This is a genomic window from Paenibacillus sp. LjRoot153 (genome assembly GCF_964253085.1).
Lineage (GTDB): Bacteria > Bacillota > Bacilli > Paenibacillales > NBRC-103111 > Paenibacillus_E.
This window is the reverse complement of sequence record NZ_CAXUQH020000001.1, coordinates 376,545-388,581: the sequence shown is the minus strand read 5'-3', so window position 1 is coordinate 388,581 and position 12,037 is coordinate 376,545. Positions and strand designations below refer to the sequence as shown.

Annotated in this window: 11 protein-coding genes and 1 riboswitch; of the genes, 3 read left to right on the top strand and 8 right to left on the bottom strand. The window is 48.6% G+C overall.

Annotated elements, in window-relative coordinates:
* Positions 1-55: 55 nt before the first annotated feature.
* The 3 genes from ACSQ8P_RS01790 to ACSQ8P_RS01780 form a co-directional block, all read right to left on the bottom strand.
* Positions 56-643: a nitroreductase family protein gene (locus ACSQ8P_RS01790; protein ID WP_436233632.1), complete on the bottom strand. Its 588-nt coding sequence runs from the start codon at positions 641-643 to the stop codon at positions 56-58.
* A gap of 722 nt (positions 644-1,365) precedes the next feature.
* Positions 1,366-2,595 carry an MFS transporter gene (locus ACSQ8P_RS01785; RefSeq protein WP_436233631.1) on the bottom strand — a complete coding sequence of 410 codons (1,230 nt, stop codon included), beginning with the start codon at positions 2,593-2,595 and terminating at the stop codon, positions 1,366-1,368.
* A 98-nt stretch (positions 2,596-2,693) separates the two neighbouring features.
* Complete coding sequence (locus ACSQ8P_RS01780) at positions 2,694-3,407, bottom strand: FadR/GntR family transcriptional regulator (RefSeq protein WP_436233630.1); 714 nt, start codon at positions 3,405-3,407, stop codon at positions 2,694-2,696.
* Positions 3,408-3,636: 229 nt separating this feature from the next.
* Between ACSQ8P_RS01780 and ACSQ8P_RS01775 the strand changes: the two genes are divergently transcribed.
* Both ACSQ8P_RS01775 and ACSQ8P_RS01770 read left to right on the top strand, forming a co-directional pair.
* Positions 3,637-5,004, top strand: a complete 1,368-nt coding sequence (locus tag ACSQ8P_RS01775) for an S-layer homology domain-containing protein (protein ID WP_436233629.1) — start codon at positions 3,637-3,639, stop codon at positions 5,002-5,004.
* Between the two features lie 247 nt (positions 5,005-5,251).
* Positions 5,252-5,524 (top strand): hypothetical protein, encoded by a 273-nt coding sequence (locus tag ACSQ8P_RS01770; RefSeq protein WP_436233628.1) that lies wholly within the window; start codon positions 5,252-5,254, stop codon positions 5,522-5,524.
* Between the two features lie 46 nt (positions 5,525-5,570).
* On the opposite strand, the gene ACSQ8P_RS01765 is transcribed toward ACSQ8P_RS01770, so the two are convergent.
* The 4 genes from ACSQ8P_RS01765 to ACSQ8P_RS01750 form a co-directional block, all read right to left on the bottom strand.
* Complete coding sequence (locus ACSQ8P_RS01765) at positions 5,571-6,368, bottom strand: energy-coupling factor transporter transmembrane component T family protein (RefSeq protein WP_436233627.1); 798 nt, start codon at positions 6,366-6,368, stop codon at positions 5,571-5,573.
* Positions 6,359-7,867 carry an ABC transporter ATP-binding protein gene (locus ACSQ8P_RS01760; protein ID WP_436233626.1) on the bottom strand — a complete coding sequence of 503 codons (1,509 nt, stop codon included), beginning with the start codon at positions 7,865-7,867 and terminating at the stop codon, positions 6,359-6,361. Before ACSQ8P_RS01760 ends, ACSQ8P_RS01765 begins: the two co-directional genes overlap by 10 nt.
* A 4-nt stretch (positions 7,868-7,871) precedes the next feature.
* Positions 7,872-8,468 carry an ECF transporter S component gene (locus ACSQ8P_RS01755; RefSeq protein WP_436233625.1) on the bottom strand — a complete coding sequence of 199 codons (597 nt, stop codon included), beginning with the start codon at positions 8,466-8,468 and terminating at the stop codon, positions 7,872-7,874.
* 138 nt (positions 8,469-8,606) lie between these two features.
* A riboswitch (TPP riboswitch) is annotated at positions 8,607-8,717 on the bottom strand.
* 71 nt (positions 8,718-8,788) lie between these two features.
* On the bottom strand, positions 8,789-10,234 hold the full coding sequence (locus ACSQ8P_RS01750; protein WP_436233624.1) for a methyl-accepting chemotaxis protein: 1,446 nt from the start codon (positions 10,232-10,234) through the stop codon (positions 8,789-8,791).
* 201 nt (positions 10,235-10,435) lie between these two features.
* On the opposite strand from ACSQ8P_RS01750, the gene ACSQ8P_RS01745 reads away from it, so the two are divergent.
* Positions 10,436-11,152: a DUF3105 domain-containing protein gene (locus ACSQ8P_RS01745; protein ID WP_436233623.1), complete on the top strand. Its 717-nt coding sequence runs from the start codon at positions 10,436-10,438 to the stop codon at positions 11,150-11,152.
* Here ACSQ8P_RS01745 and ACSQ8P_RS01740 read toward each other — a convergent pair whose 3' ends face one another.
* Positions 11,153-11,935: an AraC family transcriptional regulator gene (locus tag ACSQ8P_RS01740; RefSeq protein ID WP_436233622.1), complete on the bottom strand. Its 783-nt coding sequence runs from the start codon at positions 11,933-11,935 to the stop codon at positions 11,153-11,155.
* Between the last annotated feature and the right edge of the window lie 102 nt (positions 11,936-12,037).

Sequence of the window (12,037 nt, the reverse complement as noted above, 5' to 3'; positions counted from 1 at the left end):
CATGTTGTGTTAACGAGTAGGGATACTCCCTCCAAAAAGGTTCGGAAAACGGTAGTTACTCCGTTATCCATTGCGTTTTTAATGCAAAGGGAACACGTGCTGCCTTCGTTGGAATGACTTCCGGGTAACCGATGTAGATGAAGCCGACCATCTCTTCTTTGCCTGCGAGACCGAAGTTCTCTTGCATTTTCGGATGATACGTGGGATCACCAGTACGCCAGATGGTGCCTAAGCCCAGGGCATGTGCAGCTAGCATCATATTCTGTACGGCGCAGTGAACAGCCGCATACTCCTCAATCACAGGTACGACTGGCTTTTCGGCTGGGGAGACAGCCACAGCAATAACGAGCGGAGCTCGAAACGCTTTCTTCTCACTGCTGCTGCGCAGCTGCTCTTCTTCTTCCTCAGACAGTGCCGCATCTGCACCTGCCTTCGCTTCCGCAATGGCGACTTCGGCATACCCGCGTCCCAACAGCTTTCTGCCTTCACCTGACATCACCCAGAACCGCCAAGGTTCCGTATTCGCGTGATTAGGTGCCCAGACAGCAGCTTCCAAGATCTCTTCAATCAGCGCGTGCTCGATGGGATCCTGCTTGAGTTTCCCAATACTGCGCCGCTGGCGAATCGCTTCTTTCACATCCATGCTTCCCACTCCCCATTTCAGATAACATCTTAGTCTTAATGTACATGTTCCCCTGATTATTTTCAATTTTTTAAAAGTCTCGGGAAGAGAGATAACTACCCAGCTAGCTTGTGCGAGCGATAGTTGCAAGGTGGAGATAAGGTGTACAGATAGCAAATGTTTGAACTTCCCGAAGATACATGGAAATAGTACTGTTATATTCGTACTATTCCCCTTTTATATTGAAATAGCTGGATAACATGTAGTTAATTCCGCCCGTTTCCAGCGAAAATGGCGGATACGCTGAAAATAACTACCCTTTTTCCATTTAATCGTGATTTTTACCCGTGGAACATGAAATTAGCTGTAGATTTTCCAGTTAAACGAGGCCCCTCATCCTTCCCCTTCAGCCCGCTACAATTCGCATTTGATGCAGATGCCCGCGGAGAAATCTCCCAAAATACACGTCAAAAAAAGGACCCTAACGAGCCTAACCTCGCCGGAGTCCTTTTCCAAATCTTCTATGTGTGCCGAACCTTATTTGTCTTTTTTAGCGTGTGAACCGTCGCAGTTGCCCTCACCGTTTTGTGTGTTTCCGCATGCACATTTACCCATGATCTCTACCTCCTCCAAATGTAATCTTGTGTTGGGTTTATTATATCCAACTCACTTACATTTGTAAAGTAGTTAATTAAAAGTTAGTAAATGAGGATAATTATCATTCTCAATGAGCCTATTCTTCGCTATTCATTTGTCATGTTTAGCTTTTTATCCGTAGGAAGAAAGGCTGCTAGCAGTCCTAGCAATGGCAAGTACGCACATAGCCGAATCACGAAGCCAATGCTGGTCGCATCCGCCAAAGTCCCGAGTACCGCTGAACCAATCCCGCCTAAGCCAAACGCCAGACCGAAGAATAGCCCAGATACCGTGCCAACCTTGCCTGGCAACAGCTCTTGCGCGTAGACCACGATCACGGAGAAGCCAGACAACAGAATGAACCCGATGCACGCACATAGAACCGCTGACCAGAACAAGCTCACAAACGGAAGCAGCAACGAGAAAGGCGCCGTTCCCAGAATGGAGAACCAGATCATATTTCTTCTACCAAATCGGTCAGCCAAGGGGCCACCCATAAATGTACCCACAGCCCCAGCTGCTAGCAAGGTGAAAATAATGAGCTGTGCTTTCCCCGTCGTGACTCCGAAGTGGTCCATTAAATAGAACGCGTAGAACCCCGTCATACTCGCCACATAGACGAACTTGGAAAAGAGCAGCATGATCAGAATACCTAGCGCGTAGGCAACTGTTTTCTTAGGCAAAGGCTTCTTCACCGAAGCCGATTTACGAACAGTGGAACGCACAACTAGCGCGCCTTGGTACCATTTTGCCACAAATATCTGAACCACTATCCCCGCTGCCGCCGCAAACGTAAACCAGATGATTCCGAACTGACCTAACGGTACGAAAATGAGTGCGGTAAAAATAGGAGCCAACGCCTGGCCAATGTTCCCGCCTGTTTGAAAAATCGACTGCGCCAGCCCTCTACGAGGACCCGCAGCTAAAAAGGCGACCCGCGAAGACTCCGGATGCAGCACCGAAGACCCTAATCCAACGAGAATAACTGCCATGATCACATGTGAAAACGTTCCAGCATAGGCCAGTACGACAATACCTAACAACGAGAACACCACGCCGATTGGCAATAAATAGGGCTTCGGTCTCGCGTCCGTATACAACCCAATTAAGGGCTGGAACAAAGAAGCTGTCACATTGAGCGTAAAGGCGATCCAGCCGATCTGCGTAAAACTTAATTGTAGGGAGTCATGCAGAATCGGGAAAATGGCGGGAATGACCGACTGAATCGCATCATTCAATAAATGCACCAAGCTGATCGAGAATAAAATGGCGTAGACCGTACGTGCTTGTGTCTGTGCTGAATTGGTAGCAGTAGCTGATCTTGTTGCTGTTTGCATGAAAATCACTCCTTATCATCATATCATCTGATGTTTAAAAACATGAGAAAGGCAAGGATGACTTCCGCTCCCATCTTCCTCTTGAAGCTATTCTTACTCTAGTCCTGTTGAAGAAACTTTTTGACTTGCTGGACGGTCCCTTCCAGATTCTGAAGCGTCCAATGCTCCGCAGCGGCAACATCCTTATCTTGGATCGCTTGAAACAAATTCACATGAAAGAGATGATGGTGATCGTGAACCTGCTCATCTTTTACTAAATTCGTCAGAGCATCCAACAACACCGCTGAAAATGAGCGATACAGATCGACAACAATGCTGTTTTTGCTAGCGACCGCAATCGCCTGATGAAAAGCCATGTCTGCCGCTAAATAAGCGTTCGTGTCCCCTCGCTCCAGCGCCTGCAACCGTTGATCCAATGCTTCACTCATTTGCTCCAAATCCGTTTCGTCGCGACGTACTGCTGCGAGTCTGGATATTTCTAGCTCGAGCATTTTTCTAACTTCGTAGACTTCCAAAATTTCCGCCCGACGCAGTCGGTGGACTAGCGGTTCCTGCATCGCTGCATCGGAATGCCCCGTTAGAAACGTGCCAAAGCCCTGCTTCTTCTCCAGCAGTCCCGCATGCACAAGCACTCTTACAGCCTCACGTATGGTAGAGCGGCCGACGCCGAACTGCTCCATCAATTCCGGCTCCGTCGGTATCTTATCACCGATTTTCAGCTCGCCATCCGAAATTTTCTTCTGCAGCTGTGTCACAACATCATCGACAAGCTTGGGGCGGCGGAGCGTTTGGAAAGAAACCTTCGCATTCATCTGATCATCTCCTGTATGTGAGTATATCATGAAGCGAACTGTTTTTCTATTCGCAGCTTAAAATCCATATTGAATTAGCACTCTCCTATTGAGACTGCCAGAAATTTGACAATGACGTGGATGATCAGGCAAGCTATAGTTATAGCAACAAGACAAGCACGTGAAATACGAGATAACTAGAAATGCTAGAAACACAAAACTCGTAACATGCCAAGGAGGCCATTCCTATATGAAATCTAATAAAAAACTTACGGTGATCTCGACAACTGCCATGGCTTTATCACTATTCGCTGCTCTAACACTTGTTCAACCTGCCTCCGCCGCTGTTAAAACAAGCGCTGATTTTACAGATTTGGCTGGAAGTAACGCAACTTTGAAAACGAAAATCGATCGTATGATCGCTGATGGTATTTTCGAGGGAGTCTCGGGTACAACTTTTGGAATCTCGCAAAATATGACGCGTGCTCAATTCGCTAAAGTAGCTACGAAAATCTACAATATCCCGGTTGATCTTACTATTAACGTGTCCAGCTTCACAGATGTTCATGCGGATGACGCAGCTAACGGTTGGGCAATCCCTTATATTGAAGCGGCCAAAAAAGCCGGTCTCATCGACGGCGTTACAGATACAACCTTCCAGCCTGGCGAATCGGTTACGGCGGCTCAGTTGGATACCGTGCTTCTTAAAGGATTAGGAAAAACGGTTTCTATGACAGGCTCGCCTTGGTATACCGATGCGGTTAAACAGGCCACTGCGCTTGGTATTCATCCAACTAGCAAAGCTGGCGACCAAGCCGCGACACGTGAAGATCTCGTACTTAGCTCGTACGGGGCTCAAGATGCATTCAAAGCTCAGAATCTGCCGATCGTATCTCCATCTAACCCAAGCAATGTATCCATTGTAGGTGATTACCATTTGGCTAGTGTCATCGATAGTGGTTTGACTAGCTCCGCTACAGGTATCATCACAAAAACGATTGCTGAAGATCCTACGCAAAGTAAATTTGCAAAAGAGATCAAAATAAAAGTAACATCATCTGCTGGTGAAGAAATCGCGATTCCCGGAATTGTACAGTCTGTTGTCTCCACAGATCCTAGCATTGCCAAAGTAGGCCTTACTTCCGACCATCGTGCCTACGTGTTGGGGAACAAAGCAGGAACCACTGACGTAAGTGTGATTGTGCAAGTGGGTACTGGGGAAGCTAAACAACTGCATGTCAGCGTAACAGTCCAAAGCGATCCTGTGAGTGTAAAGACATTGACGGTCGGTGAAACTTCCTTTACGGAACCCATGGCAATAGATGTTGCTGACAGTGTATACAAAGCTAATTTCAACGCTTACACAGCTATGGATCTTACGGCTACAGATAGCTATGGAAACACATACAAGGGCCTCGACATTCCAAATTACAACTTTGCTCTAGGCACTTTATTCATCACGAATGATGTGCGAGGGGAAGCAGGCTCCACTGTTGGCTCGGTATCGGTCGATTCCGATGGTACCGTGCATGTAACGGGTAATGTGACATATTTTGAACTTACAGCAGTTTCAGCAACGGGTGTAAAAGTTACCAGCTACGTTACACTAACTAAATAAAGTGAAGTTGAACGAAGAAATGCAGCTCCCCGCCTGGGGAGCTTTTTTGTACGCGGACGCACACTCGCCCATCTATCACATATATTGCTAGTGCTCATCATTTTACAGAAAGGGGTCGGTCTCGATGTACAACGACCCAACCTATTACTCCTATCCCCCAGTTCAGTATCATCAGTATCCAGTTCATCCCTACCACTACGCACCTTACTGGGCGTGGGACCGCAACTTTCCCCCTGTTAATACTAAAATGCTGTCTAACTCGGTCGTTACCTCTGAGCACCTACTGAAGGATGCTTCCTTCCTCGTCAAGAAGCTCACAGACCCCACGATTGCCCAACAGTTAATGACAAATGCTCAGAGTGGCAATCAAAAAGAAGTAGATCGCATTGTTCAATCCCTCGGTAGTGAATCTTCTATTGAAACTAGCTACAGCCCAAGTGCTGTACAGTTCGTGGTTGGCCCACGCGTCACTGGCAATCCATGCTGCCGAGTCACGCTCATGCTCAAATGGGGCGAATGAGCCAAAGAGCAACCCACCTCGCATCAGGAGTTGGATTGCTCTTTTTTTAACGCACATCTACACTGCTTAGAAGCGGCCACGTAACTGCTAGCCAATAGGATGCTGCAATCAGTACGACCCAGTAGAGACTGTAATATACATCCAACCTAGAGTAAGTGGATACATAATAATACGTGCGTTTGCGACTCATCGAAAAACGCTTCGCTTCCATCGCCACCGCCGTCCGATGGGCACGGCGAATGCTTTGAGCCAGCAGCGGGATCGCGATCATCCGCATCGTGGTATACCACGATGTCAGCGGATTCCGCTGCTTGCGCTTGCCCCTGACCTTGAGCGCATAGCGAAGCGTCTGCAGCTCCTCCAAGATGACAGGCAGCATGCGCAATGCTGCCAGAAAACTGTACGCGTACTTCGGCGCGACCTTCCACTGCTGCATCATCGCATAGAACAAGGCGACAGGCCGCGTGGTCAAGCTGAACAACAAGCCTACGGAGGCTACCTGTATGCCGCGCAAACCAAGATGGATTCCGCGGTAGAAGCTCTCCTCGGTGATTCGAATAATCCCGAGATGAAACCATTCGGTCTCCCCGTTACCGAACATCATCATCCCCGCGGTGGAGGACACGAAAATCAGCAGAAATGGCGACGCATATAGTAACAGTCTCTTCGTAGGATGTCCTGATAATAGCGCCAACGGCAGCAAGGCGCCTAACGTCAGGAACAGCATCATGTTGAGGTTATGTGTGAAGACAACCACGATGAATAGCAGAATCGACAAGACGAGCTTCACTCCCGGGTTCACCCGGTGCAGCCACGTCTCACGAAAGCTGAACGTTATTTGCATAGCAGCGGCTCACCTCCCGTGACGGCATGCACGACGTGGGCAGACAGCTTAGGAGCACTTTCGGTCACGCGCCCCGCCTCGACCTGCCAGACGCGGGTCGCCCAGCGCTGGACGATCTCGTGATCGTGGGTCACCATCACGATCACAGTTCCGCTGGCGCGCAGCCGCTCCAGCTGCTCGAGCATGCGCAGCGTGCCGCGCGCATCGAGCCCGAAGGTGGGCTCATCCAGCAGCAGGATGCGTGGCCCGCGAACCATCGCGGACGCCACGCTGAGCCTGCGCTTCTGGCCCAGCGAGAGCTGGAACGGGTGCCGCTCGCGCAGCGCGAGCAGGTCGTATTCTCGGAGCAGCAGCTCAGCCGCTGCCCACTGCCCGTTCTTTGGCTGACCCTCTGGCAAGCCATAGGTCAGCTCCTCCTCCACGGAGTTCGTGACGAACTGGAACTCCGGGTTCTGGAACACAAAGCCGACTTGCTCCGCAAGGTGCTCGACTTTGTTGCCCTTCACGCCCGCGATCACACAGCTTCCGCGGGTTGGGATGAGCCGCATGATCGCGAGGAGGAGCGAGCTTTTGCCTGCACCGTTGGCGCCGACAACGGTGATCCAATCACCTGGATAGACGATAAAGTTATCCACAGAGGTCCTGATCTGCCCGCCGCGAACACCGACGAAATCCTGAAAGACCATAACGGGCGCCAGCGGCACCACACTTGTGGGCTCCATATTCCCTTGGTCCTCTCCCCTCACATCCGCAAGCAAATTCTCCTTGGCGTAATCCTCCCACACCTCAGGATACCAAATGCCATATTCCCTCATTTGCTCTTTGTACAGCTCGAACATGGTATTCGGCGGTCCATCCGCTAGAACCCTACCCTCGGGTGTCAGGATGATCAACCGATCGAGCAAATCCAGCATGCCGCTAATTTTGTGCTCAACAATGAGGAGGGTTTTGTCCCCGCTAATCGCTCGAATCGTGTCCCACACTTGTTTCGTACCTTCTTCATCCAACAATGCCGTGGGCTCATCGAGAAAGAGTACCTCCGGCTCAAGCGCCAGCACGCTAGCAATCGCTAGACGCTGCTTCATTCCTTGAGACAGCGTACTAATCAACGTATGCGCATCGGGCACATGCAACCCGACCAAGTCCAAATAATACCGAATGCGCGCAGGCATATCTGCCCGCGGCACTTCCTGATTTTCCAACACGAACGCGATTTCTTCGTCAATATAAGGCATACAGAACTGTGTATCTGGATCTTGAAATACATACCCCCACCGGCTAGGCCTGCGAATCTCATCCGCTTTGAGCGGAAGCTCAATCATGTCCGGGACAATTCCGCTCAGCACTTGAAGCAGCGTCGATTTCCCGCTGCCGCTAGGTCCTAGAAGCAGCACCTTCTCACCAGGCTCGATGGAAAAGGAAACCCCCTGAAAGATCAGGGGGGCGTCATCGCCGGGATATTTTAACCGTAGATTCGTAACGCTCATTCCTTCACTCATCTCGTTACCCCAATACGTCGTAATCTTTTTTGGAAACAGGTCGAATCAGATTCAGCACACCCGTGCGAGACAAGGCGCTCGTCAAATAGTAGGCGAATACGCCAGCGATCAAAGCGCTGCCCAGTAAACGTAAACCAATGAATAACGTATAATTCCAGAAAGCCAGCTGATCGATGTAGCCATAGTACGTATCCACAAAAATGGACATGATGGCTGAAGCGAAAGCTGCAAGAATAGTTACCCCCACATTGGTGCGACGATAGCGGAAAGCCGCGAACACCAGCTCAGCACCAAGCCCTTGCAGTAATCCAAAGACAAGCGTCGCCACACCCCAATGGCCGCCATACAAGGCCTCGATCGTTGCCGCTGCCAATTCAGCCAACAGAGCAACACCAGGTTTGCGGATCACGAGGAACGCGAAAGTTGCCGCCATGAACCACATGCCATAGCTCAACTGCTCCGCATGTAAGCCTAGGGGCTTCATGAGATCATAAATCGGTCCCCAAATCCGATAAATCACACCAAACACTGCTGAAATAACAATCGTGATCAAAATATCTGTCAGCTTCAACCCTTTTTTGCTTGCTTCCCTTTGCGCCATCTTCTTCTCGACTCCTTTTTCCCATTCATATTTGTCAATGAGATAGGCGAACACGCCAACCTTGGATACATGGTCTCCTTGCCCCTAAAGGACAAAAAAAGCCCACCGAAATACCGGCAGGCTTGAACATTTGTGCATAAAAAAAGCACATCAGGTCTCTACGCTGGCATTATCCAGATCAGATTAACGGTCAGTGGCATTAGGGCCACTATCTCAGCCTGACTTCATCAAGCACCCGTGTTGCTATTCATTTGGCTTAACTGTAGCGGATTAGCCGCTCTTTGGCAATCCTTTTTTTCCCAAAGGATCCTCGTGCACATTTATTTCTCAATCAGATGCTTCAGATCCTGCGTCAATCCGTTTAATTGACGGATGCTGTCTACGATATTCTGCACCCGATGCTGCTGCACTTCCGCGCTAGCCAGCACTTCTTGAACGGATGCTGCGGACTCCTCGGTAATTGCTGCAACAGACGTCATCTCTTCCGCTACACGCTGCGATGAGATCTGCAATTGTTGATTCATGCGCTGCAGGTGCCCCGCCTGCTCCATCACTTCCGCTGTATTCGAATTGATAACCTCGAACAATTGATTGACGCTAACTGTCGATTTCTTCCCGGATTCTACGGCAGTAATGCCAACGGCAACCTTCTGGGCGGCTTTCACAACTTTGGCCTGAATTGAGCCGAGGATTTCTGAAATATCCGTCGATGCAATGTGCGCGTTCTGCGCCAGCTTCCTAATTTCGTTGGCTACAACGGAGAAGCCCTTGCCATGCTCGCCTGCACGAGCAGCCTCGATTGAAGCATTCAGCGACAATAGATTCGTCTGGTTCGCGATTTCTGCAATGGTGGAAACGATATTCCCGATTTTCACGTTTTCTTCATTCACTTCATTCATGATATCGGAAGTCTCGGTGACGATGACGGTGATATCATTGATTTTGAGCGACAAATCTTCCATCTGGGTCTTGCCTTCGTTCGTCATTCTCGCCGTATCCTGAGATCTGCTGCTCATCGTATTCGATGCCGCAGTGGTCTGTTCCACCGTCTCATTCACATTCTGAATAGCTGATGTAATATCGTTAATGCTGGACGCTTGTGATTCAATACCGATCGTAATCTCCTGAAAGGCAGCAACGACTTCCTCCGTAATTCTACCTGTTACCGTAGCATTCTCTTGCAGGTTTCCACTCGATGTACCCAGCACTTCTGTCGTTGTACGCACGCCTGACAGTACTTCATCGGTCTTGATTTTAGCAAGCTCCGATTCCTTCGCACTTCTGGCAACGTTCGTTAACATTCTTCTCCCAATCTGACTTTGACCGATGAGTGTCATGATCGTGAGCAGATAAAAAACATTAACCCCAATGGGATCTACATGTGGAGTTAGCGTTGTTATGTAATAGTTCAAATTAATCAGTCCGAGTACACCATTCAGTACGAGCGGCTTATAGTCCATGTATAAAGAAATGAGGGCTAAGCTTAGGTACAAAATAAACAGACCAAACAAAGATGCACTATGTGACATGAAAAAATAAGAAATCGCACTAAGCCCAACTGCAATAACATACTTCGTATACGGAATAGCAATCTTCTTCCAGGTTAAAATCGTGCATACAATGGCAATCGGTACACCGACCGAGGAAAGGCTTATCATCATGGATGCGGATGTATACGCAGCCGCGACCCCAAGGGCAAGACACGCCCATAAAAGCTTAACCATTAAGCTGTTCCTTCTGTTTAATTCAAGCAGTTGATCCGTCATTGTTACTCCCCCCTAAATAACTTTCTACAAAATCAGACATTTCTCTACACCATTCAACAAATAGTTCTTCAAACCCTTTATTTGGCATTCCAAAATCAGGAAAACATTAGAAGTTGACTTCCACCCCTTAGAAAAACTACAATTTGTAGTGTCTTCATTATTTTTCAATAATGGAACTTATTCAGGGTGGATCATTCCACGATGCAGAAAGGGATTGAAATGATGACCATATTGCTCTATATCGGACTAGCTCTATTCATTGCAGCTATCATTGGTTATGTGCTCGCAGCAAAAATAAACAAAGACAACACCTCGCGGTTGAAAAAGGCTGAAAAGCAAGCACTGAAAAAGAAACATAAAACATGGCTCCTTCTTTCACATGCCCTGCTCATTATCGCTCTCGGCAGCGTCGGTACTTCACTTATTCAAAGCTCCGCAGGCAAGTACAGCCTAGATAAGCTTAATTTCCATGCCAATATTCAGGTCACAACAGATAAAGATTACGGGCGCGATCATAAAGATGGCACCTTGATGTACGACATGAAAATTCCTACTTCAGGTACGCATAGCCCTCATGATTTGAAATTCGGTTTCTATAAGGAAAGACCTGGTTACGAGATGCTTGTCCACAACTTGGAGCATGGCGATATCATCATCCATTACCATCCCGATGCACCGAAGGAGCTGCTCGATCGACTTGAATATTTGACCCACTTCAAGACGGCTGGTGCTGGTGTTCTCGCAGTACCTAATGTGGATGTGCCTGCCGATCAAGAGGTCGTGGTTACAGCTTGGACGAAAACAATGTCACTCGCCAAATTCGATGAAGCTAGTGTCGGTACATTCATTCACGACTATATCAACAAAGGTCCTGAACAAATTCCAGCTAACGTACGTCTCGGCGGCGGAACGATGTAATTATTTTCGAATGGTTTCACGATCTGAAACTAGCTCGGTTGGCACTAACCCGGTCATTCTTCGGAATACACGATAAAAATAAGAAGGATCATTATAGCCGATAAACTCGGCAATTTCGGTGACGGTCAGGGCGGAATGGCGCAGCATGTAGACGGCTGTTTTGATTCTCGTGACGTGAACGAATTCGCTGATGGTTTGACCTGTGACTTGGCGAAAAAGCGACGCTGCATAATTCGGCGAGCGGCTGATACAGGTGCCTAACTCGTCCTTGGTGACATGCTCGCGATAATGATTCTGGATATAGCCTTTCATTTGCTCCACGAGAAGTGCGGTCGCCGAGGTTGTGGCTGCCTGATCCCACTCCCGTTGGAGATACACAAACAGCTCTTGCAGGTGCGCTTCACATAGCGCCATGTAATAGGGCTGTTTGTCTTGCCAGCCGCGATGAATCAAGCGCAGCCGATCTGCGATGATGTCGAATTTGCCGGTCTGTCGGCAGGTGTAGGACGCTTGTTGGAGCAGCGGAAATATGTGAGAGGCTGTTTGTGCATCTACATGCAGCACAAATTTCTCATGAATTTTCGTGGGTACACTTCGACCATAGTAGGGAGTTTCACTCGGGATGAGCAGCCATTGCCCTTTCTCTAGCACCTGTTTTTTCTCATTAATCCAGTATACACAGCGGCCATAGATCACGAATATCAGCGTCCAATCCGGACGCTTATTGGGCTGTTCCTCGTTCCATGTACTGCTTTTATCATAGTGAAAGCCGGTTAGCTGCATAGGATCCTCGCCTCTTTTTATCATACTATATTACATATATCATACTATAGTTCATAGAAAATCGCATGAATAAGGCATATAATGAAGCCAACTAATCTCTTA

Coding starts and splice junctions, on each gene's coding strand:
- ACSQ8P_RS01760 (WP_436233626.1), bottom strand. CDS start 7,867: ATGAGTGAAGGAATGAGCGTTACGAATCTACGGTTAAAATATCCCGGC.
- ACSQ8P_RS01775 (WP_436233629.1), top strand. CDS start 3,637: ATGAAATCTAATAAAAAACTTACGGTGATCTCGACAACTGCCATGGCT.
- ACSQ8P_RS01750 (WP_436233624.1), bottom strand. CDS start 10,234: ATGACGGATCAACTGCTTGAATTAAACAGAAGGAACAGCTTAATGGTT.
- ACSQ8P_RS01770 (WP_436233628.1), top strand. CDS start 5,252: ATGCTGTCTAACTCGGTCGTTACCTCTGAGCACCTACTGAAGGATGCT.
- ACSQ8P_RS01745 (WP_436233623.1), top strand. CDS start 10,436: ATGCAGAAAGGGATTGAAATGATGACCATATTGCTCTATATCGGACTA.
- ACSQ8P_RS01790 (WP_436233632.1), bottom strand. CDS start 643: ATGGATGTGAAAGAAGCGATTCGCCAGCGGCGCAGTATTGGGAAACTC.
- ACSQ8P_RS01785 (WP_436233631.1), bottom strand. CDS start 2,595: ATGCAAACAGCAACAAGATCAGCTACTGCTACCAATTCAGCACAGACA.
- ACSQ8P_RS01755 (WP_436233625.1), bottom strand. CDS start 8,468: ATGGCGCAAAGGGAAGCAAGCAAAAAAGGGTTGAAGCTGACAGATATT.
- ACSQ8P_RS01740 (WP_436233622.1), bottom strand. CDS start 11,935: ATGCAGCTAACCGGCTTTCACTATGATAAAAGCAGTACATGGAACGAG.
- ACSQ8P_RS01780 (WP_436233630.1), bottom strand. CDS start 3,407: ATGAATGCGAAGGTTTCTTTCCAAACGCTCCGCCGCCCCAAGCTTGTC.
- ACSQ8P_RS01765 (WP_436233627.1), bottom strand. CDS start 6,368: ATGCAAATAACGTTCAGCTTTCGTGAGACGTGGCTGCACCGGGTGAAC.